This window comes from Sulfuracidifex metallicus DSM 6482 = JCM 9184 (assembly GCA_032834875.1).
Classification (GTDB): domain Archaea; phylum Thermoproteota; class Thermoprotei_A; order Sulfolobales; family Sulfolobaceae; genus Sulfuracidifex; species Sulfuracidifex metallicus.
On record CP135238.1, the window covers coordinates 461,701 to 483,268 of the forward strand.

Here is a 21,568-nt window from a genome sequence, read left to right on the forward strand (position 1 = left end):
CTCGCCTTTTAAGGCGGGGATGGATAGCCCACTTATATTAAAATATTTCTTTGTCAAAATTTTCTATCAATGGCTAGGAGGGGTAGTAAAGCGATCAGAGCTACTATTTCTATGAAGATCGCAGTCTCAGACTCCCTCCTAGCCCTTGTGAACAACTACGTTAAAGCACTCCGTTTCACCCTATTTTGGTTAAAGGAAAATGTGAAAAACCCGAATGAGAAGGGAGTGCTTTCGAAAGTCCACGAGGAGTTATGCACGAGGCTAAGGGAGGAGTATAATCTACCTTCAAAGGTTGCTGAGGACTGCTATAGGGATTCACTCTCGACATACAAGGGTTGGTATAATAATCCTAGGAGGGGGCGTTTTCCAAGAGTGTACAAACCTACGGTATGGCTAACTCCTAAAGCGAGTTATAGCGTGAACTTCGAGAGGATGACTGTTAGGATAGCAAGTGTTGGTGAACTACCAATCTTGGGTTATCCTAGAAACCTCAAGGAGTACATGGGTTGGAGGATTAAGGAGGCTAGGTTAGTGGTTAAGGACGGGAAGACCTTCCTCAAGGTCGTTTTTGAGAAACCGTTTGAGAAGGTTGAGCCAAAGGAAAGTATTGCCGTAGACATTAACATGAGTGAGATAGTAGTTGGCAAAGACGACAGAAACTACGTTAGGATCCCAACTCGTCTCGAAGAGGTTCATCACTGGAAATCATTAGCTGAGAATTTGCAAAAGAAATATCCAAGGAGATGGAGGGAGAATAAGAGGATCCTAAACAGGATTCATTCCTTCCACCTAAAGGCTAGGAGGGTTATGGAGGATTTCGCTAGAAAAGTGGGGAAGTGGGTTGTTGAGATTGCTAAGGATTTTGGTTCCAACATCATTAAGTTGGAGAGTCTCAGGAACCTCCTCAAGAATGTTAACAAACTACCTAAGGGGTTTCACGACAAGCTGTATCTAATGCAGTATCGTCGTTTGCAGTATTGGATTTCTTGGCAGGCTAAGAAACAGGGAATGTTAGTTCAGTACGTTAATCCTAGTTATTCATCAGTCTCATGCCCAAAATGCGGTCAAAGGATGGTTGAGGTTTCCCATCGTTGGTTTAAGTGCTTATGTGGTTACGAGAACGACCGTGATGTAATTGCAATCATGAATTTAAATGGGAGGGGTTCTCTGAGCCTCTCGACTGCCCCTCAAATGAGAGATGTAAGAGCGAATCGATGAGGGGAACCCTCGCCCTTCCAGGGCGGGGAGGAAGTCAGAAGTATAAGGACAATGCAACTAATGCTTTAATTGTTGGTGCCGGCGTTCAGGAAGTTCCGTTTAGCCTAGTAAAGGAAGTCGTAGATTCGGTAGTTTTCTAAATAGAAAAGCTTCTTATGGGCAGAAGGCTCATTGACACCGTGGTTTTAACATGAAAAGAATTCTCCTACTGGGTTACGGTCACGTAGGAAAGACTTTCAGGGAATTTCTTTCCAGATGGTCTTCTGAACTAGATGCGCAGATAGCGGGAGTTGTAACTAGAAGAGGAATAATGCTAGGGGACAACCCAGATTTCAGAAAGGACATTGAGGGTGGCATAAACGAGGCATTAGGCAAGGTGAAACCTGACGTTCTAGTTGACACGTCATCTGCTAATTATAAGGACGGTGAACCTTCCATTTCGGCATATTATAGGTGCTTTGAAAGCGGAATAGACGTCATAACTACAAACAAAGCTCCCTTGGCTCTGAACTTTACAGCAATTTTAGATAAAGCAAAGAAATTAGGAAGAAGGGTAGGCTTCCAAGGTACTGTTATGAGTGGAACTCCTTCCATAAACCTTTATAGAGTACTCCCTGTCGCCAAGGTAAGGAGAATAAGAGGAATACTTAATGGCACAACGAACTTTATTCTAACAATGATGTATAATGGCGTTAGTTTTGATGAGGCATTGATGGAAGCTAAGAGGAAAGGTTACGCAGAGGAAGATCCAACGTTAGACTTAAACGGATTCGATGCAGCAGCTAAGCTCACGATATTGACTAATTGGATGCTTAACAGGAACGTGAAGTTAGGTCAGTTTCCGTTTAAGGGCATAGAAGGAATATCGATGCAAAGCATAGAGGACGCTAAAAAGAGAGGGCTTAAAATGAAGTTGATAGCCTACGCTGATGATAAGGAAATAAAGGTATCTCCGATGGAGGTAAACAAAGATGACCCGTTCTTCTCTATAGATGGAGTTGACAATTCTTTGGAAGTAACCAATGAGGTTCAAAGCGTTACCATAAGAGGACCAGGAGCAGGATCTGAGACAGCTGCATATGCAGCAATTTCTGATTTATTCCTATTTAAAGTTATGAAATAAAATCTTAAGCTAATTTTTTATAAAATCTAATTATAATTAAATTTAGATATAATGCTAACGTTTTCACTGACTTAAATTTAAAGGTGTTAAAGACATATATAGGCTAATTTTTATTCTCATAATACGGCAATTAAACTATGGCAGTTACCTTAGGAAATCGCATAATGTTTTACATTAACCTTAGCAAACCTAGAATCATATGGCTTCTTGACCTAGCGGCTTTAGGTGGGTACTTCCTAGCCTTCAGGTATGTAATAAATCTGCTTGCGCTGGCAGTTGTCTTAATCGGAGGAACTTTAGCCTCAGGCGGTGCCATGATAATAAACGGTGGTTGGGAGATAGATAAGGACTCTAAGATGAAAAGGACGTCGAAGAGACCAACAGTACTAGGTTACGTGAACAAGAATCAGGCAATTACAGTTGGCACTTTGCTTGTTGCCCTAGGAACTGGGATAGGTTTATTGGCAAACCCATTAACTGCTTTCTTCATCTTCTTAGGCGCTTTCATATACGTTTTCGTATACACTATTTGGCTAAAGCCTAGACATCCTGCAAACATAGTAATAGGAGGCTTCGCAGGTAGTGCAGCGGCTTGGGCAGGATATGCAGCTCTGTCTGGAAAATTCGATCTAGCTTCCTTTATACTAGGGTTCTTAATATTCATGTGGACCCCTGGTCATTTCTGGTCTTTAGCTCTTAGATTTAAGGATGATTATGCAAGTGCTGGCGTACCCATGCTTCCCGTTATAACTGATGAAAGGAAGGCAGCAACTGCAATTGCTATATCTAATGCTGCGATGATACCTGTGGCTATCCTACTCTATTTTTACACAAACTTAATTTATCTAGGAGTTACATTAATATTTTCAGCAATCCTTATGGCTTATAGTATAAAGCTAATAAAGAATCCCACTGTAGAAGAAGCTTGGACGTCGTTTAAGATATCCGCACCTTACTTAGCCATCATACTAATAGCATTAATTGTTTCCAAGATAGTGTAAAAAGATAAAGAGAAAGTTCATAACCAAGATAGTTGGCTTCTTATTGTACCTTTATTTTGCAGTAATCCTAATAGTTATATTAGAGTCATGGAAAGTAAAGCCGTACTTTATAAAAAGAACAGGGACAGGATAATCTGCACCGCTTGCGCCAGGAAATGTATGATAAGGGAAGGTCAAGTAGGATTCTGCGGAGTAAGGTCAGTTAGAGGAGGAGAACTAAGACTGGAAGTGTATGGTAAAGTTGCAGCTGTTCACATTGACCCAATAGAGAAGAAACCTCTAGTGCACTTCAATCCTGGTTCTAAAGTCTTCTCACTGTCGACCTTTGGATGCAATTGGATGTGTGCCTACTGTCAAAACTATGACATTAGCCAAAGGAGGAAGGCCGAGGGGGCTGAACTGTCTCCCTCTGATGTAGTGTTGCTGGCTAGAGGATACCAAACCGAGGGTATAACTTACACTTACAATGAGCCAGTTATTTTCATCGAGTATGCTCATGACATTGGTATCGAAGCCAAGCGTTACGGTTTATTCAATACCATGGTTTCCAATGGTTACTGGACCGAAGACGCAGTTGACTATGCAAAGGATTTCTTAGATGCGGTAACTGTGGACTTCAAGGGGAACGGTGAACCTAAATTTATGAAAAGGTATACGGGAGCCTCGGGACCAGAGCCAATCATTGAAACTATATCGTACTTAAAGGAGAAGGGAATTCATGTAGAAATAACTGACTTAATAATACCTAAAATAGGAGATTCCTTGGATTACGCTGAAGTTCTCCTCAAGAAGATCTATGATGTGTTAGGTCCTGATGTGCCTATACATTTCCTCAGGTTTCATCCAGACTATAAGTTAATAGATTTGCCCTTAACCGACATAAAGTTGCTAGAGTCACATTACAACTTAGCAAGAAAAATGGGATTTAATTTCCCCTATATAGGAAACGTCCCCGGACATCCTTTAGAGAATACGTATTGTCCTTCATGCGGTAACGTAGTTGTGAAAAGGTATGGATTTAGAATACTAGAATGGAATGTAACTAATGATATGAGATGTAAAAATTGCGGTTTCAAATTACCCATCATAGGCAAATTATCTAAAAATGCCTTCAATGATAGGTTTGAGGAAGTTTACGTTTAACCCTTTCTTTTGCTTAGGAAATCATCTATTCTTTTCTTTGCGTCATCTGTAGTAAAGGCCACTCCCCAACCTAGGCTTTCCATGTTAAGCCCTGCGTCTATAGAAGAATCCAATCCTTTATTCACTAGAAGCTTTATCTCTGAAATGGCCACTTGTGACTGAGATGCGATCTTAGTAGCCATCTTCCTCGTTTCCTCCTCTAAAGCTTCCTTACTCACCACGACCTCAACTAAGCCAAACCTCTCTGCATCCTTAGCCGTTATCTTATCTCCGGTGAACATCATAAGTAGGGCTCTACCTTTGCCAACTAGTCTGGGCAGCCTCTGTGTTCCACCAAAGCCAGGATATATTCCTAAAGTGATTTCAGGTAAACCCAACTGGGCTTCCTCAGATGCTATTCTTATGTCACAAGCCATTGCGATCTCTAAACCTCCTCCTAGGGCATATCCGTTTATCATTGCTATGACCGGTTTCCCTAAATTTTCTATCTTATCCATGAGCTCTCTACCTTTCTTTGCAAATAGCCATGCTCTCTCTGGATTTAGAGTTTTAAAATGAGAAATATCAGCACCTGCACAAAATGCCTTACCAGTTCCTGTAATTATTATTACTTTAATCTCATTATCATTTTCTAATTGTTTAATTGTCTCTCCTAGCTCTTCTATCATTTTTTCATTTATAGCGTTAAGTTTATCTGGTCTGTTTAGATATATCCATCCGAAAGGAGGTTCCCTCTTTAAGGATATTGTCTCCATTTTCCCCTCCATATGAAGAGAAGACTTAGTATTAATGCTTTAAAGCTCAGAGTGTGAATATAGCTTATGGGTCTGGACAAGAAATTATTACTAACATCAATGTCAGCATCGGTAGTACCGCTTTTGGGAAGCGGTATTGCATCTGGTTTCCTTTATATAAAATTAAGGGATATATTCTCATCTTATCAGTACCTCTTGTCCTGCATTCCTATTACTGCGTTTACAACAGGAATAGCTTCTTATGTTATCCTAGGAAATATTTACTTTGCCCTATATCTTGTTGCTGCATCTATATTGACACCTCTCATAGTTCCCATAGTCGCATCACAGAAGTATAAGAGCGTTGAAACTAAAATAACCGAAAATTACATTGAGATTGACCTAAAGGTACCTGTAAATATATCTTCATATGACCCTAATGAGCTCTTTAACCATGTATATAAGAAAGCTTCCAGAAGCATAAGAAATCCGTATTACTCCAAGAAGTTGGGTCCGTTAAATAACTGTGGTCACCTCAAAGTCACATACATAGGAGATGACAAGATGGTACTCAGAAGGAGGTGTGGAGAGTTGTTCGTAGAAGTTACGATAACTCCTCAGAGAGAGCCAACATGTCAGTTAGGATGGCATATTAAAATGGGCAATAAAAAAGGTCAGAATATAGAGAAAGACCGTCATATTTTGTTTTATAAAAAAGATGTATATTCCTTTTCTTTAAAGGAAAAGCTAAGAAGAGGGTCTAACGTAATAGATATAAGAAACGGCCTGAAATACTTGGAAGTAGATATAATTGGAAACTATGATTATATTATCAACGTTCTAGGCAGACCTTTATTCGTATCGAATATAAATGAAAATGGTAACTTTGAACTTTTCTGGGAAGGGAGATTTTGGGAGGTGCATGAATTCGTTGAGTCTAAATGGAGATCCGAAGCAGACGGAGAACTCAAGGACTTTTATCAAGGATTAATTTTAGTTTGTGCTTCTATGATAAAATTCAATAAGGGAGAGAATGAAATATCAGATAAATTAATGGAAAGTGCTCTTAGGCTCTTTTTAAGAGTATCGGATTCCAAGATAAATGCTGGACTAAAGGCCTTATACGGAGAGTAAATATAGTCTTCTATAGAAGCATATGTTATAAGAAAAAGTAAGAGTTTTATGTCTTGACTAAATATAAGTTGCACTATTTATATATTCTAGAGTTATAAATACTTCTTTATCGTTTATATCCAATTTTCCTCAGCAAATCATGCCTTTCTTTTACGTCTTCTTCGCCCTCCACGCCTAAAGGCGTAATTCCATCTACTACTCCTATAACTCCTCTACCTTGATCTGTCTCAGCTACTAAGACCTGCAAAGGATTTGCAGTAGATGCAAATATCCTAATTACCTCGTCGACGTTCTTTATTCTATTCAGAACGTTTATGGGATATCCGTTTAGTATATAAATCACGAATACATGACCTGCAGCTATTCTCTTACAAGACTCCACGGCAAGGTTAGTTAACTTTTCATCGTTTCCATCTTTCCTTATAAGCCTCTTTCCACTTGCTTCACAGAAGCCTATTCCGAATTTAATTACAGGACTTGATGTCACTAAAGCTTCGTATAGATCTTCCACGGTTTTTATGAAATGTGACTGACCTACTATTACGTTTGTACCTTCAGGAATCTCTACCCTTACTACATCTATCTTTACACTCACATTTCTAATTAAGAAAAGGAAATTAAAAATCCGTCGAGGACCACTTCATCACTTCTCAGTTGTACTCCTTAGTCTTCATCTGTATAAGTAAGCGTAATTCACAGTTATTTCTTCACTGCCACTCATCGTGAAAACGTATGAATAATGAAGGTCTGTTACCAATACTTTATACTTTCCTGGAGGAACGTGGAAGGTTGCAACCCCATTTGATGCAGTGAAGTTCATTTCATGAAAAACGTATGCCGTTCCGTTATAGGAGTATAACCAAACGTCAGAACCCTCCAATGGGGATTGGCCTCCGAAGGGACCATAGTTCATTATTACCTTCACTTTAAGTACATCTCCGTTAGACGTGGTTGTCATAGGAGTAACAGATACTGTGGTCCTATAGCTAGAAGCTGCGAAGACTCCTATTGCAGTTATTACCAGCACAACTACTAGTAGACCGAGTAGTATTCTTTTGTTCATCTAGTGCCCTTTCCCAAAAACTAATATATAAGTTCAAGCATAAGATAAGTGAGAGCTACTTGTGTATAATCAAAAGATTCTAAACGCAATAAAATATGCTCTCCTTAACGATATGGAGAGTGCCAGGAACTACGTCGTTTTAGGGTCTTTTGATGGATTACTGCTGTCCATAAGCATCATCATGGGTTCGGTATTATACGGAATCTCCACCGCTGACATGAGAACGGCAATAGTGAGCGGACTAGTAGGCACGTCAATATCGTCGCTTTGGAACGCATTCGTTGTGGAATTAAGCCAAAAAAGGGAAGAACTTGAGGAGTTGGAGAAGCAAGTTATGAGGAGCCTTAAGGGAACAGTATACGACTATAGCGGCAAGATATCTGCAATTGTTTCTGGAATATCTCACGGAGTTTCGCCGTTTCTAGGTTTGATACCATTCGAGGTTTTCTCTACGACCCATAGCATGATGTATACTTTACTCATATCCCTTTCAATGCTATTCTTAATGGGACTACTGTACGGTAACGAGATCAAGCAGAAGCTGAAAACCAGCTTAGTAATGATTGTAGCAGGAGTTATAGCTGTTCTAGTGATTTTCTTAATCTCCTAAATCCACCAACCAGATATACTCATGCAGCCGAACCTTTCGTATAGAGTGGCACATGCTTTTCTGTCTCCTTTCTTGCATTTTTCGCATATTTCTACGTAGCTTTTAACAGTCTCCTCGTCACATATTACTCTTCCACATATCTCAACGCATTTCTTTCCTTCTAAAATTATATAACATTCTTCATTCATTTATGACGCACCTTTTTATACTACTTATACAATTTAAACTTAAGATGTCAAAGCTAGTTGAAAGAGTGGACAAACAGGAGGAACTTAAGGAGAAAGTGAACTCCATTGTTAAATCTGTGGAGGAGGAATCAGAGGATCTAAAGGTAGTAACTTTCATGGAATATACAACACCACCTGAAGAAGTGAAACCTAAGGTAATAAGCTTCTCCAAGGTATTGCCATTATTAAGGACAATAGCGGAATCAAACAATATAGAAGAAGGAGTTGCAAAGATAATGTTCTATTCTAAGTCCACTGGAAGAAACAGAGGTCTAACGCCAACTATGATGCCGGGTTTTCAGTTGGTTATGCCTGGAAAGACCACTAAACCTCACTCGCATAATATGGCATCCATATACCTTGTAGTTAAAGGGAAAGGCTATTCCATGATAGACGGAAAGAAATATGAGTGGAATGAGGGTGACGTTTTCGTAGTTCCAGCAAACGCAGTGCATTCCCATACTAACACTGGAACTGATGATGCTGTGTTATTCGACGTCACAGATTCTGGACTCTTGGAAAGTCTTGGCATATTGGAGTTCAGAGAACAGGAGTAAGGCAGTTGAATCCTCTCTCCGTCCTCCAAAACTTTTTCCCTTTATTTATCTTCTCCATCTCTTTCTCTTTTTCAACGCTGTTTTATCTCTAAACTCTGAGTCATGATAAAAGCAAGGTTACTATAAATACAATAAAACGAAAAATTCAAGAATAGTAGAATCTTCTTTTCACTTCCTTTTATTTCATGTTGAACTTATCTCCCCACACAAGCTTGAATATACTTATTAGTTTCTCATCACGCCACTTAGATATCTCTGGGAAAGTTTTCCCCTTTAAGAACTCGTAATCTTTCATTTGAGATACAGATCTAACTACTCCAGTATATGGGAACTTATCATACTTTGCTAAATCATACATCCATTCGTTTGCACCGTAACCGAAACCTCTGTTGAAGAAGTACTCTAGACCACCTTCTCCTCCTCCTAAGTGATAAGTGAGGAAGGGTCCCATGAAAGCCCATCTCAGCCCAATTGCGGCCGTCATTACCTTATCTATGTCCTCTACAGTTGCTACTCCTTCATCGACTAAGTAAACCGCTTCCCTAAATAACGCGAAAGCTAACCTATTACCTAGGAAGCCTGGAACTTCCTTTTTAAGGACTACAACTATTCTGTCCAACTTGTCCATAAATTCTCTTGAAGCATCCAAAGTTTCCTTTGACGTCTTCTCCCCAGGAACTATCTCAACTAGAGGTAACAGATGTGGTGGGTTCCAAGGATGATCTATAACTCCTCTTTCTGGATGTCTCTTCATTGCCTTCTGCATTTCAGTCATTAGAAGACCAGAGGTCGAGCTTGCCAATATTACGTCCTTGTCAAGTCTTTCGTCAAGGTAACCGAAGAGCTTCTTTTTAGCATCATATTCCTCTATTATGGCTTCAAGAACGTAATCCGTTCCCTCTATCGCTTCGTCAAGATTAGTTGTCGTCTGTATCTTTGACGTATAAGACTCTGGCTCTTGGCTTACCATTTTCACGTTCTTCATGACTTCGAGATAGCCATTTACCTTAGCCATGGCCTTGTCTAGGGTCTCCTTTTTCTCAGAATATAGGGACACGGAATAGCCCTTGGTTGCTATAAGCGTTGCCCATCCTGCACCTATTACACCTGCACCTATTACAGAAACCTTCTTGATATCTCGCATGATATAAGAAATATATAAGTAGTATAAGTAAGTTTCGGCTTTTCACTTTATTCTATAATAATAAAAATAAATATGTTCCAATGATAAATTATGACATATCAATAAGGAAAACTATGACAAGAGTTTACTGCCAGTTCATGTTTTTCCAAAAATCGGCATAACATCTAAACGCTAGTCAACTATTTATCGAACAAATGTTAGTCATTACTATGATATCTGATCAAATAAAGGAATATATAAACTCGGTTAACGCCAGATTAATGGAAAGGTTTGATAATAGGGAAAAATTACTTCTAATGTCAAGGGAACTCATAAGATATTGTGGCGAAACCGTCTCTCTTTCTCATAGAGGTGAAAAAGAGAGGGCTCTAAAAAGATATCAAGACGCAATAAAGAAATCAAAGGAAATAGAACAAGTTGTAAGCAACTTTCCAGAGCTACTTTACGGAGATGTCGGAACTGCATTCCAAGAACTGGCCGAAGCTTCTGTGGTTATATCAATGTATTTTGGAGAGAAGTTAAATCTTGCGTCTGACCTTGGTGTACCTGATACATATTATATCACTGGAATAGCAGATTCCGTAGGTGAGATGAGAAGGAGGGTTCTGGAACTTTTGAAGGAAGGAAAAAACCAAGAAGCAGAAAAAACGTATCGGATAATGGAAGATATTTATCAAACGCTCTGGAACTTGGAGTATCCTAAGTCCGTAGTTCCTGGTTTGAGACAAAAAGTAGATGCCTTGAGGAGAATACTGGAAGAAACATATCACGATATTTTCCTGGCTTCTTTAAGAATATCTTCCGATAATGTGGTCCACTAGTCTCTCTGCAACGTTTATTCCAGTTGCAACAAGGAATCCCTTGAATTCGGGAGAGTCGTTCAGCTCGTTAATTACATACCCTTTCTTTGGATGTTCAAGTATATCTATTGATATAAACTCTCCCATAACTGTCTTAGAAGCCTTTAAAACTAGATCCTTAAGGTCATTGTCAACTTCCAACTTGGATGGCATTCCTCCAAGCGCCACGTTTGCTCTCCAATCGTTAGGTGGAATGTTCCTAGCGTAGCAACCAACCAGCTGATCTCCTATCGTTATACACCTTATATCCCGTCCTTTGTATTGTATATACTCCTGTACAATGTGAACCTTAAGAGCTGCATTTCCCAACATTTCTCTATGTTCGATTATAGTTTTGCCCTCCATTATGTCCCTTATTAAGGATACCATCCTTCCCCAGCTTCCTATTGGTGGCTTGTCTATGACGGGAAACGTCATCTCTTCGTATGCCTTCATAGTGGAGTCTGGTGACATAGAGATAAGAGAATCTGGTATTGGTATGTTTTCCTTAAAGAGTTTTGAGTAAGTTAATATCTTGTCTCCACATATGGTGATGGCATCAGTAGAATTTATTGTATGCACTCCTGCAGATTCTAGCACAGCACTGGCATACAGTCCCCTATACATGCTTATGGTTCTAATTATGGCTACGTCGTATCTACCCATTGCCTTATTAAATGGAAGTGGCTCCATTGAGGCATTTATCACATCATAATTTACTTTCCTTGAATTTAAGGCATTTATTAACATTTTTTCCTCTTGCCTAATTATGTCTACTACCAGAGCTAGTTTCATATTCCACCACCATATTCGCTAATTTCAAAAAACGTAATATCTTCCTTATTAAATGCCTTAGATACCTCAGAGGCTAGCCTAGCATTAAGAATGAGAGGAATATTAAGGTCTGCCGCAAGCCTCCTAACATTATAATCTTTGCTTTCCAAGAATCCCTCTGTTACAACTATTCCTATCTCTTTCTTTAGGAGAAGTTCCTCTGCGGGTTTAAGTGCAACTACCTCGCCCTCTTTTATATTTAACCCATCAAGGGTTATTATATCCAAACCATACTGGCTTAAATTCCTTGCTGTTTCTTCCAGATATTCAACGTTCCTTTCACCGTATACAAGCGCTTTCTTTCCCTTGTCTGGTATAGCGTTAGGAGGAGAGGATAACCAGCTCTTTATTAAAGCGTCGTAAAAGTCAACGCCGAACGAGGCAACCTCACCCGTACTTCTCATCTCAGGTCCTAAGAAAGGATATGCCCCTCTCAGCTGAGCCCATGAAAACTCGGGAGACTTCACAGCCCAGCTTGATGAAGGAGGCTCGTAGAATTCTTCGTCCTGATCTAATCCCTTTTCTATTGCCTCTACGGCCTTGCCTATAATGTTGAAACCCTTAGCCTTACTTGTGAATGGCATTGACCTACTAGCCCTCATGTTCATCTCGATAACGTAAGGAGTGTTGTCCTTGATCACCATCTGCAGATTGAAAGGTCCTTTAACTCCAAGTTCGTTAACTATAGAAACCGCATATTTCTTCATCCTTAGAACTAGGTCGTGAGTTAGCTTTCTGTTAGGTATTGAGATAGTTGCATCTCCGCTGTGTACTCCTGCCTCTTCCACATGTTCAAGTACTGCGCCTATTACCTTTTTACCGTCTGTTGCCCCGTCAATTTCTGCCTCTACTGCATCAGTTAGATACTTTGATATTACGACAGGATATTTTTCAGATATTTTGCTTGCTCTAGATAATATTGAGTTAAGTTCAACATTATTATATGCAACTGCCATTGAGGATCCGCTCAGTACGTAGCTAGGTCTAACCAGCACTGGGAAACCTACTTCATCAATGAAACGACGTAGTTGAGATATATCCCTTGCTGAGATCCACTTTGGCTGAGGTATGCCAAGCTTATCTAAAAGTGAGGAAAACTTCTCCCTGTCTTCTGCTGAGTCCACAGCAGAGCCTGATGAACCATATATCCTAATTCCTTCTTCCTCTAGCTTCTTAGCAATGGAGTTGCCCAGCTGACCTCCCGAGAACAGACATACGTCAGTGAAGCCTTCCTTCTTTACTATATCCTTAACCTTCTCTACGGATATTTCGTCGAAGAAAAGTTTGCCAGCTATATCCCAGTCCGTGGATACCGTCTCTGGGTTATAGTTGAGGACAGCAACATCATCAAAGTACTTCCTGGCTTCGTTAAGGACAGAAACGACGCTCCAATCGAACTCAACTGAGACTCCTATCCTGAAACCACCTGCTCCTACAACTAGCAATTTCCTTCCATCAGAAGGCTTAACATCGTCCTCAACGCCCTTATAGGTAGTGTAAAGGTAGTTTGTTACAGCATCCCATTCCCCCGCTAAAGTGTCAATTCTCTTAATTCTGGGATATATTCCCTCCCTATCTCTTATCTTAGCTTCGTCCTGCAGTTGTTCATCTGAGAATCCTAACGTTTTCAAATATTGGATTAATTCCGCATTCAGATTAGGCTCCTTCCTAAATTTTTCGTATATGTCAACTAATGCCTTAAGCTTCATGAGGAAGAACTTGTCAACGCCATAAGAATCATAGACTTCATCGATTGTAGCTCCCTCCTTAAAGGCTTTCATTGCATATAAAAACCAGTAAGGTCTCTTCTGTCTCATATAGTTTAAAGCCTCGTCCTTGGTTATGGAGGAGAAATATATCTTACCGCCCACAAGACCTGGCTCGCCTATATCTAGCATCCTTACGGCCTTTTGGAACGTCTCCTCGAATGTCCTTCCGATGCTCATTACTTCTCCTATGCTTTTCATCTCAGTAGCTAGAGAGCTATCCACATGTTCGAATTTGGACATATCCCATCTGGGAATTTTCATGACTAGGTAGTCCAGACTTGGCTCGAAGAAGGCTGTAGTCTTACCAGATACTTTATTTAAAATCTCGTAAATTGAGTAGCCTAAGGATAACTTGGCTGACACATACGCAAGTGGATATCCTGTAGCCTTGCTTGCAAGTGCACTTGATCTAGACATCCTTGGGTTGGTCTCTATAATGAAGAAATCGTAAGATGATGGATTCAGCGCAAACTGAACGTTACATTCTCCTACTAGATCTATTGACTTTGCAACCTCTATTGACAGCGTCCTCATGTCCTGAAACTCCTTATTGTCTAGGGTTTGACAAGGTGATATCACGGTTGATTCGCCTGTATGAACGCCCATTGGGTCAAGGTTCTCAATACAAGCTACTACAGCTGCATTCCCCTTGCTGTCCCTCACTACTTCGTATTCAAGTTCCTTCCAGAAGTGAAGGTATTTCTCTATTAAGACTTCACCTATATAGCTTTGGGATAGAGCCCTGATTATATTCTCCCTTAGTTCGTTCTCATTCCACGCTACAGTAGAGCCTCTGCCACCCAAGTTGAAGCTAACCCTGACCATTACTGGATATCCTAAAACCTTGGCTTTCTTCAGCGCCTCATCCACGCTTGTTGCACTCATGCTTGGAGGTACTGGAAGGTTCCTCTCAATCATTGTCTCTCTGAATTTCTCTCTGCTCAATGCCCTCTCTATACCTTGAATTGGAGTGCCCAGTACCTTTATTCCGTACTGTTGAAGTATTCCTTTCTTGAATAGATCAATCCCGACATTAAGAGCAGTTTGCCCTCCGAATCCTATTGCTATGGCGTCTGGTCTCTCTTTTTCTATAACCTTGGCTACGGACCACCACGTAACGGGAACCATGTAAATCTTATCTGCGAATTGCTTGCTGGTCTGGACTGTAGCTACGTTTGAGTTTACTAATACTTGAGAGATTCCTTCTTCCCTGAAGGCTTTTAGAGCTTGGCTTGCAGAGTAATCAAATTCTGCAGCTTCAGCAATCTTTATAGGACCTGAGCCTATTACCATCACTTTCTTAGGAGTTTCAACCATTTGATTCCACCATCTTGGCGAACTTCTTAAATACCCAAGTCACGTCCCATGGACCAGGACGTGCCTCTGGGTGAAATTGAGTAGTTATAATAGGTAACTTTTCATGGTACATCCCCTCCACTGTTCCATCGTCAGGATTATAGAACCACACCTTCATGCCCTTGGGAACATCATCCTTAGAAAGGACAGCATAACCATGATTGTGAGTAGTTATATATCCTTCTCCAGTTGTCAAGTCCACAACAGCCTTGTTTATGGCTCTATGACCGAACTTCATCTTCCTTACTTTACCTCCTAAAGCAATGGTAAGTAACTGGTGACCTAGACATATACCCATTGTAGGCAACTTGTATTCAAGAATCTCCCTAAAGTTCTTCACTTGATTCACATATAAGTTGGGGTTCCCTGGACCATTACCGAAGATTATACCCTTAGGGTTATAGTCCATTATTTCCTTCGGTGAGAACCAACATGGAACCCTAACCACTGTGAAGCCTTGGTCGTATAAACCCTTGATTATTCCATGTTTTGTGCCACAGTCTATCATTACCACTATTCCCTTGTCGCCTCTCCCCTTATGAACTACTGGCGTTTTGGGAGAAGTTAACGGAGAGAAGTCGGTCTCATCATACCTCTTTTGGAGGTACTTCTTAGGATCGTCTATTTCCATGCCTGATGCTATTATACCCATCATTGATCCCTCAGTCCTTACTCTCTTTACTATGGCTCTAGTGTCCACGTCTGAAACTCCAGGTATTTCCTCGTCAGATAGCCATTTACTCAATGACCTTTCCGAGTTCCACTTGTAAGGTTCTGTCACTTCAGTCACTACCAGACCCTCCACTTGAATTGAATCTGACTCGAAATTTTGGTAAATTCCCTCAACAGCCTGCTTCCTTGGAACGCCGTAATTTCCAATTAATGGATGAGTTAAAACTAAGATCTGTCCCCTATACGAAGGATCAGTTAAACTTTCAGGATAGCCGTTCATTGCTGTGCTGAATACAACCTCACCGGCTCTAATCCCTTTAGCACCGAAGCCACAGCCTTGTAAAAGGGTTCCGTCCTCCAAGTACACATAACCTAAATAGTCACTCTTGCAGTAGATCATCTTCTATCACCTTCATTAAGTTAAGCCCGTTCCTAATCTTTAAGGAGAAAGAAGTTAACTTGGCTTTGTCCTCTTTCAATTTATTTCTTTTAATTTTTATCTCTTCTGTTATTAAATCAGGGTTAGGAGAACCTATGACTGCCTTCATTTTGATAGAATCCCTAGCTTTTAAGTTTGACTCAAAGGTTCCCTCTTTGATTCTCTTGGCTACTTCAAAGTAAGCTTGCCTATAAGGCATTTTTCCCCTTATTGAGGAAAGTTCGGCTTCATCTGTAGATAACGACTTCGAATCTGTTAGTTCCCTTTTTACCTTCAAGCCAAGTATAGCTGACTTAAATACCTTAAGGGAAGATGTTGACTCCTCCATAACGTTCCAATAATGCGCGTTCATCTCTTGAAGGTCTAGGTCGTAGCCTGAGGGAATTCCTTTATAAATAGCTAAGAGGGAAAGTGCCTCACCTATAACTGTTCCAGCCTTTGCCCTCAAAGTTTCCATCGTCACCGCGTTCCTTTTATGAGGCATTAAGCTACTAGTGCTTACATGAGAGTCAGGTAAGTCTATTACATCAACGATATTTGACGAAAGTAAAATCAAGTCCTCCGCTATTCTGCTTAGGGATGACATCATATTGGCTACTTCTAGGACAGGCGATATCAGGTCCGACCTGGAGCCAGTTGCAAACAACGTATTATATGCTAGATCGTCGAAACCTAACATTTCAGCTTCCTTAAGCCTATCAATCTTCAGATTTGTCCCAACTATTGCACCTGCCCCTAGCGGAGATCGATTAATCAAAGGCATTAGGGAAAAAATTGCCGACCACCTTGAAGAGATTTCCTCCTCTATATATAGTAGGTAGTGAGATAATGTAGATGGTTGAGCTAATTGAAAATGAGTGTAGACCGGAAATATCACATCCTTGTTCTCCTCAGCTTTAACTATGATTGCTTCCCTGACTTCCAACATGGTAGTTAGTAATTCAATTAATGCATTTCTCATCTTCAGTCTGAGTGCAGTGGAAACGTGATCATTCCTGCTCCTTGCTAAGCCTACCCATCCGCCGTTTTCTCCCGTCTGACTTATGAGATGATCCTCTAGAGCCTCATGCACATCCTCATATCCTTCCTTAATCTCCTTAAATGAGTTGACAGACTTTATCAACTCCTTTGTTACGTCCTTAGCTATGACACCAGCAAGGTAAAGCGATATAATGTGAGCTTTCATAGTAAGTTTAACCTGATCTAGTATAGCTTGATCTCCAGCTACGGAATTAGTATAGTCTACCACTTCGTCCTTAGCGTTGCCCCAAGTTCTATACAGCATCTCATCCAAACCTCGTCTTATGAGCTAATAGAGAATGCATTCCCCAGATTTCTATGAAGCCCCTTGCCATCTCGTCAGATGGATACCAACCCTTGTTGTAGCTGGCAACCTTCTCTGAATATGGCGAGAATTGGGAAGACCTACCTACTACGATAGCACCTGCACCCTCAAGCTTAACTAAGACCTCCCCCGTAACCCACCGATTCATTTCTTCAGCCATATGTTGTATTTCCTCCCTGAGTGGCTCGTACCAAAGACCTTGATATACAAGATCTGACCAAATTGAATCCATATACCTTTTGAACCTTAATTCATGAGGTGTCATGACCGTTTTCTCTAAGTCCTGATGTGACAACGTTAAAGTGAGCGCTGCGGGAGCTTCATAAACTTCCCTTGATTTGAATCCCACTACTCTGTTCTCTATATGATCAACTCTGCCGAAACCATGGCTTCCAACAATCGAATTAAGAATTTGAATTAATTTTAATAAGTTAAGTTTTTCATCATCAACCGAGACTGGAACTCCCTTATCAAAGCCTATCTTAATGGTGGAGGAATCGGTCTTGGTTTTCTTAGTCCATTCAAACGCGTCTTCGGGAACTTGAGTCATAGAGTCAGAGATTACATCGCCCTCTATGCTTCTTCCCCAAAGGTTTTCGTCTATGCTATATTTGCTACTTTCAGTCTTTATAGGTATCCCTCTCTCCTTTGCATACTTTATCTCGTCATCCCTTGTCATGTTCCAGATTCTGGCTGGAGCAATTAGCTTTGATTCTGGATACAAAGCTTTAACCGAAAGATCGAACCTTATTTGATCGTTCCCCTTTGAAGTTGAACCATGAGCGACACCTTCAGCTCCTTCCTTCTTAGCTATGTTAACTACCTTTTCCGCTATTAATGGCCTAGCCAATGCCGTAGCAAGTGGATAGACTCCCTCATAAAGTGCGTTCAAAAGGATGGCATACTTAACGTAATTATTAGCAAATTCCTCTTTTGCATCAATTGTAAAGTGCTTCCAAGACCCAGCTTGATATGCCCTCTCCTCAATCCTCTTAAAGTCGTCTGGCTGTCCAACATCCACAGTAACTGTTATAACATCGGCCTTGAAGGTTTCCTTTAACCAGGATATCGCAACTGTCGTATCTAAACCTCCAGAGTATGCTAAGACTATTTTCATCCCTAAAGAACGATGTTAATGAAGTTATAAATGATGACTATAATAAAAATCACGTTGTTCTTTATAAAGAGCATGTTAAAGGTTTCCTTTAGTTTTCTTTTGAACAAAAAAATCTAGTGCCTCCTTTATAAACTCAGTTCTACTATCTTTATTTAATTTTTTACAATAAAAGTCAATTTCATTTACAACATCCTCCTTTAGTCTGACACTTACAACCTTTCGCATAATCTCATGATATATAAGTAATACCCAAATAAAAAGTATGTGAAACCAAAACATATTAACTTTAGAAGAAGTATTACGGAGAAAACCTAGCCTAGTATTAACTTGCAGAAGTAAATATTACGGTCTTCTCTTCCTTTGCCTTCTGCAGCTCCTGCTTTATCTGGTCAAGACGTGTCTGCATTTCTTTTATAGCTACCGTAAGTGCCTCTTTGTGATATTTTCTAACATGTTCTTCTGTGTCTTCTCTTGACATTGTCATGCTACATATCGAGCATTTATACATACCATCATCACTTCTCTTGACAATCGGTTTAATGTTGACTGAAATGTCCTTAAGAATCGGGACAATCTTCTTCGCCTTGCCCTCGCTTCCACTTTTCTCAATAATTCTCTGCGCGTAGCCACGGAGTTGATGCTTTGAGATGTTATACTTATATGCAACTGAGGCTGGACCCTCACCTTTGACTAGGTACTCCTCAAGTGCATTGAGGACGTAGTCACTTCCTCCCAATATTTTTAGAGCTATATAATTTATTAAAGACTTTACATCTGTCTGCTTCATGCTTAGTCACTAGAGTGGACTATACGAATTAGAGTTTAAAAACAAGTATGATCATTCTATAAATGAAGAACACTGCCTTTGTATGTCCTAAGTATGACCTCGGAATGGTCTTTAGTAACTTTTCCGAGATCTATTGCATTGATATTTTTCTCTGCAATTGCCCTTTTAACATCATCTACATGTTCCTCTGAAATAAATAAAATCATTCCTATTCCCATATTGAACACTTTATACATTTCATCATGAGGAACCCCAGCATTTTCTATAACTTTAAAAATTTCTGGTGGATCCGGCATTTTCATGTCAATTCCATAACCAGTTACCCTATGAAGCTTTGAGAAGGATCCTCCAGTTATGTGTGCTGCACCTTTTATTTTATTTAGAACAGATAGGATTATATTTGAGTAAATCGCCGTTGGCTTCATGATTTCTTCGCCGTAGTCCTTCAAGCTAATCTTTCCTTCATCTATTAATCTTCTAACAAGGGAAAACCCGTTGGAATGTAATCCGTTGCTAGGTAGACCTATGACTAGGTCTCCAGGAGATATCTCTTTACCAGTGATCAATTTCTCTACCTTACCTAGAACAGAACAAGATACATCAAAGCCATTGACAACCGATGGCATTATTGCGGTTTCCCCTCCGACTACCTCTGCACCTGCATAATTCGCACCCTTTAGGATGCCCCTAAGGACTGACATCACTAAGTCTTTGTCTTCCTTTTCTAGAGCTAAGTAATCAAGAATAGCTAGAGGTCTCGCACCTACGCATGCAATGTCATTGACGTTCATTGCGACGCAGTCTATTCCTACTGTGTCTAGAATGCCAGTCTTCAATGCTAATAGCGTTTTAGTTCCGACCCCGTCCACATGCATGGCTAGATTGAGATCTCCTATCTTTATTACGCCTGCATAATGTCCAGCACCTAGAACTGTATTCTTGTAGGTTTTTGAAAGTATATCCACAATTGCGGAATGTATGCCCTTAACGGAGTCCAGATCCACTCCGGATTTCTTATATTCGTTCACCATAAACCACCGTTTGGAGACCAATCAGCAGATGCCCCAAGAAATCCCTTCTTCCTTCTTGAAGTGTAAGTATACCTTACTACCTCAGCTTTTTGGATTTGCTCCTCCATAGTAGATCCTATATCGGTTCTATAGATAAGTTCGGTATCTGCGCCAATCCATGAAATAGATTTGGTAAGCTTTGCCCTAGATTCGTTAAGATCTCCTAAGCATACCAGTTCCAACGCCCTTGATCCTTTGGTCACCAGAAAACCGTCCTCAAGGGATACAGAACCAAAGAAGACCTCGCATCCTATCTCCCTTATTTTCTTTACGTCAACTGATATCCTATGGTTTGAGGCCATCTTTCTATCTAACGGATAGCCTAAGGGAGAAACTGTCCAGACCAGTGAAGCCCTTTCGTCAACTTCAACCTTTGCCTTGTTTAGGTGACCGGTAGCAGTCTTCTCAACTAAATCTCCAAAGTCATCCTTAATTCTGGGAATTATAGCTGCGGCCTCTGGATCACCAAAACGAGAATAATATTCTATCACCGTTGGTCCCCAAAGCCCAGTGAGCATCATCTGACCGGCTATCGCTCCGTTGTATTTCTCTCCTGTTTCTTTCTCTATGGCTGAAATTGTTTGTTTAATTATTTCGAACGTTTCCTCATATTCTTCCTTGCTTATAAACGGAAGCAACTCCATCGGTCCAGAAACTGAGCCCATACCTCCAGTCTCTGGCCCTATGCCGTCCTGATAGGCGTTCTTATAGTCCTGAGCTAAAGGTAATGGAAGCAAGGTGTTGCCGTCAGAAAGGACGTGAAGGGTGTACTCTGGACCGTCAACCTTCTCCTCCACGATGATCTTCGGCTCTCCTTCCTTGTTATAATACGTTCCAATCTCGTTGACGCTTTTCGCCATTGCCTCCCTCTTCTCCTTTGAAAGGTACGCTTGTATATCAGCTATAACCTTAACTCCTTTTCCTCCCGCTTGACCTGCTGGCTTTACAGCCAGTGAGCCTCCATATCTAGATATGAACTCCGCAGCTTCTTCTATGCTCTGAAATGCCTTATACCTAAGTCTACCTGGTATGCCGTATTTCCACATAAGACTCCTTGCCCACACCTTAGATTCCTCTATCCTAGCATTGTTCTTGCTTGCGCCAAAGACTGGTATTCCTTCCTTCCTAAATTCGTCAGAGACGCCGTGGAAAAGAGGCTCTTCTGGTCCTATTATTCCCATATCTGGATTAACCTTTGAGATTGCGTCCCTAATCTGAGCTGGCTCTATTTCTCCGACTAGATATTCTCCTTCAGTTCTCTGTACTACTTCCTTTATTCCAGGATTAACATATGAAGAGAATGCATATACCTTGTACTTAGAGGAAAGGGATGAGGCTATTGCGTTCTCCCTTGCACCGTCTCCTACTATTAATACTTTCATCTTC

At 40.5% G+C, this 21,568-nt stretch carries 23 protein-coding genes; 9 read left to right on the top strand and 14 right to left on the bottom strand.

Going from position 1 to position 21,568, the window contains the following annotated elements:
• Positions 1-69: 69 nt before the first annotated feature.
• The 5 genes from RQ359_RS02680 (at position 70) to amrS (ending at position 4,485) form a co-directional block, all read left to right on the top strand.
• A complete protein-coding gene (locus RQ359_RS02680; protein ID WP_156016140.1) occupies positions 70-1,218 on the top strand; it encodes an RNA-guided endonuclease TnpB family protein in 1,149 nt (382 codons plus the stop codon).
• Entirely contained in the window at positions 1,215-1,358 is a 144-nt protein-coding gene (locus RQ359_RS02685) for a hypothetical protein (protein ID WP_156016139.1), read from the top strand. The genes RQ359_RS02680 and RQ359_RS02685 overlap by 4 nt, the downstream gene beginning before the upstream one ends.
• Positions 1,359-1,408: 50 nt before the next feature.
• Positions 1,409-2,341, top strand: a complete 933-nt coding sequence (locus RQ359_RS02690) for a homoserine dehydrogenase (RefSeq protein WP_054838210.1) — start codon at positions 1,409-1,411, stop codon at positions 2,339-2,341.
• A gap of 137 nt (positions 2,342-2,478) precedes the next feature.
• Positions 2,479-3,342 carry a heme o synthase gene (cyoE, locus tag RQ359_RS02695; RefSeq protein WP_054838211.1) on the top strand — a complete coding sequence of 288 codons (864 nt, stop codon included), beginning with the start codon at positions 2,479-2,481 and terminating at the stop codon, positions 3,340-3,342.
• Positions 3,343-3,429: 87 nt separating this feature from the next.
• Complete coding sequence (amrS, locus tag RQ359_RS02700; RefSeq protein ID WP_156016138.1) at positions 3,430-4,485, top strand: AmmeMemoRadiSam system radical SAM enzyme; 1,056 nt, start codon at positions 3,430-3,432, stop codon at positions 4,483-4,485.
• Here the strand turns inward: amrS and RQ359_RS02705 are convergent.
• A complete protein-coding gene (locus tag RQ359_RS02705) occupies positions 4,482-5,240 on the bottom strand; it encodes an enoyl-CoA hydratase/isomerase family protein (RefSeq protein WP_054838257.1) in 759 nt (252 codons plus the stop codon). The genes amrS and RQ359_RS02705 overlap by 4 nt on opposite strands.
• A 66-nt stretch (positions 5,241-5,306) precedes the next feature.
• Between RQ359_RS02705 and RQ359_RS02710 the strand changes: the two genes are divergently transcribed.
• Positions 5,307-6,353, top strand: a complete 1,047-nt coding sequence (locus RQ359_RS02710) for a DUF309 domain-containing protein (RefSeq protein WP_457921233.1) — start codon at positions 5,307-5,309, stop codon at positions 6,351-6,353.
• A 106-nt stretch (positions 6,354-6,459) separates the two neighbouring features.
• Here RQ359_RS02710 and RQ359_RS02715 read toward each other — a convergent pair whose 3' ends face one another.
• Both RQ359_RS02715 and RQ359_RS02720 read right to left on the bottom strand, forming a co-directional pair.
• Positions 6,460-6,948: an adenosine-specific kinase gene (locus tag RQ359_RS02715; protein WP_338116938.1), complete on the bottom strand. Its 489-nt coding sequence runs from the start codon at positions 6,946-6,948 to the stop codon at positions 6,460-6,462.
• Positions 6,949-7,023: 75 nt separating this feature from the next.
• Positions 7,024-7,416 carry a hypothetical protein gene (locus RQ359_RS02720; RefSeq protein ID WP_054838214.1) on the bottom strand — a complete coding sequence of 131 codons (393 nt, stop codon included), beginning with the start codon at positions 7,414-7,416 and terminating at the stop codon, positions 7,024-7,026.
• 61 nt (positions 7,417-7,477) lie between these two features.
• Here RQ359_RS02720 and RQ359_RS02725 point away from each other — a divergent pair, with 61 nt between their 5' ends.
• Complete coding sequence (locus RQ359_RS02725) at positions 7,478-8,026, top strand: VIT1/CCC1 transporter family protein (protein ID WP_256201933.1); 549 nt, start codon at positions 7,478-7,480, stop codon at positions 8,024-8,026.
• Here the strand turns inward: RQ359_RS02725 and RQ359_RS02730 are convergent.
• The gene (locus RQ359_RS02730; protein ID WP_054838215.1) at positions 8,023-8,214 is read right to left on the bottom strand and encodes a hypothetical protein; all 192 of its coding nucleotides are present in this window, start codon (positions 8,212-8,214) and stop codon (positions 8,023-8,025) included. The two genes, RQ359_RS02725 and RQ359_RS02730, sit on opposite strands and share 4 nt — an antisense overlap.
• A 44-nt stretch (positions 8,215-8,258) precedes the next feature.
• Between RQ359_RS02730 and RQ359_RS02735 the strand changes: the two genes are divergently transcribed.
• Entirely contained in the window at positions 8,259-8,810 is a 552-nt protein-coding gene (locus RQ359_RS02735) for a cupin domain-containing protein (RefSeq protein ID WP_156016136.1), read from the top strand.
• A 178-nt stretch (positions 8,811-8,988) separates the two neighbouring features.
• On the opposite strand, the gene RQ359_RS02740 is transcribed toward RQ359_RS02735, so the two are convergent.
• The gene (locus RQ359_RS02740; RefSeq protein WP_054838216.1) at positions 8,989-9,954 is read right to left on the bottom strand and encodes a 3-hydroxyacyl-CoA dehydrogenase family protein; all 966 of its coding nucleotides are present in this window, start codon (positions 9,952-9,954) and stop codon (positions 8,989-8,991) included.
• 209 nt (positions 9,955-10,163) lie between these two features.
• Here RQ359_RS02740 and RQ359_RS02745 point away from each other — a divergent pair, with 209 nt between their 5' ends.
• On the top strand, positions 10,164-10,775 hold the full coding sequence (locus tag RQ359_RS02745) for a translin family protein (RefSeq protein ID WP_156016135.1): 612 nt from the start codon (positions 10,164-10,166) through the stop codon (positions 10,773-10,775).
• On the opposite strand, the gene lysX is transcribed toward RQ359_RS02745, so the two are convergent.
• From lysX to purD, 9 genes are all read right to left on the bottom strand, one after another.
• Entirely contained in the window at positions 10,743-11,588 is an 846-nt protein-coding gene (gene lysX, locus RQ359_RS02750; protein WP_156016134.1) for a lysine biosynthesis protein LysX, read from the bottom strand. The genes RQ359_RS02745 and lysX overlap by 33 nt on opposite strands.
• On the bottom strand, positions 11,585-14,713 hold the full coding sequence (gene carB, locus RQ359_RS02755) for a carbamoyl-phosphate synthase (glutamine-hydrolyzing) large subunit (protein ID WP_054838217.1): 3,129 nt from the start codon (positions 14,711-14,713) through the stop codon (positions 11,585-11,587). Before carB ends, lysX begins: the two co-directional genes overlap by 4 nt.
• Entirely contained in the window at positions 14,706-15,824 is a 1,119-nt protein-coding gene (gene carA, locus RQ359_RS02760; protein WP_054838218.1) for a glutamine-hydrolyzing carbamoyl-phosphate synthase small subunit, read from the bottom strand. The genes carB and carA overlap by 8 nt, the downstream gene beginning before the upstream one ends.
• A complete protein-coding gene (gene argH / locus RQ359_RS02765) occupies positions 15,805-17,148 on the bottom strand; it encodes an argininosuccinate lyase (RefSeq protein ID WP_054838259.1) in 1,344 nt (447 codons plus the stop codon). The genes carA and argH overlap by 20 nt, the downstream gene beginning before the upstream one ends.
• A 1-nt stretch (position 17,149) precedes the next feature.
• Entirely contained in the window at positions 17,150-18,325 is a 1,176-nt protein-coding gene (locus RQ359_RS02770) for an argininosuccinate synthase (protein WP_054838219.1), read from the bottom strand.
• A 75-nt stretch (positions 18,326-18,400) separates the two neighbouring features.
• Positions 18,401-18,604, bottom strand: a complete 204-nt coding sequence (locus RQ359_RS02775) for a ribbon-helix-helix domain-containing protein (protein WP_457921234.1) — start codon at positions 18,602-18,604, stop codon at positions 18,401-18,403.
• A 43-nt stretch (positions 18,605-18,647) separates the two neighbouring features.
• The gene (locus tag RQ359_RS02780) at positions 18,648-19,112 is read right to left on the bottom strand and encodes a hypothetical protein (protein ID WP_054838220.1); all 465 of its coding nucleotides are present in this window, start codon (positions 19,110-19,112) and stop codon (positions 18,648-18,650) included.
• Between the two features lie 56 nt (positions 19,113-19,168).
• Positions 19,169-20,143: a phosphoribosylformylglycinamidine cyclo-ligase gene (gene purM, locus RQ359_RS02785; protein WP_156016132.1), complete on the bottom strand. Its 975-nt coding sequence runs from the start codon at positions 20,141-20,143 to the stop codon at positions 19,169-19,171.
• On the bottom strand, positions 20,137-21,564 hold the full coding sequence (gene purD / locus RQ359_RS02790; protein ID WP_054838260.1) for a phosphoribosylamine--glycine ligase: 1,428 nt from the start codon (positions 21,562-21,564) through the stop codon (positions 20,137-20,139). Before purD ends, purM begins: the two co-directional genes overlap by 7 nt.
• Between the last annotated feature and the right edge of the window lie 4 nt (positions 21,565-21,568).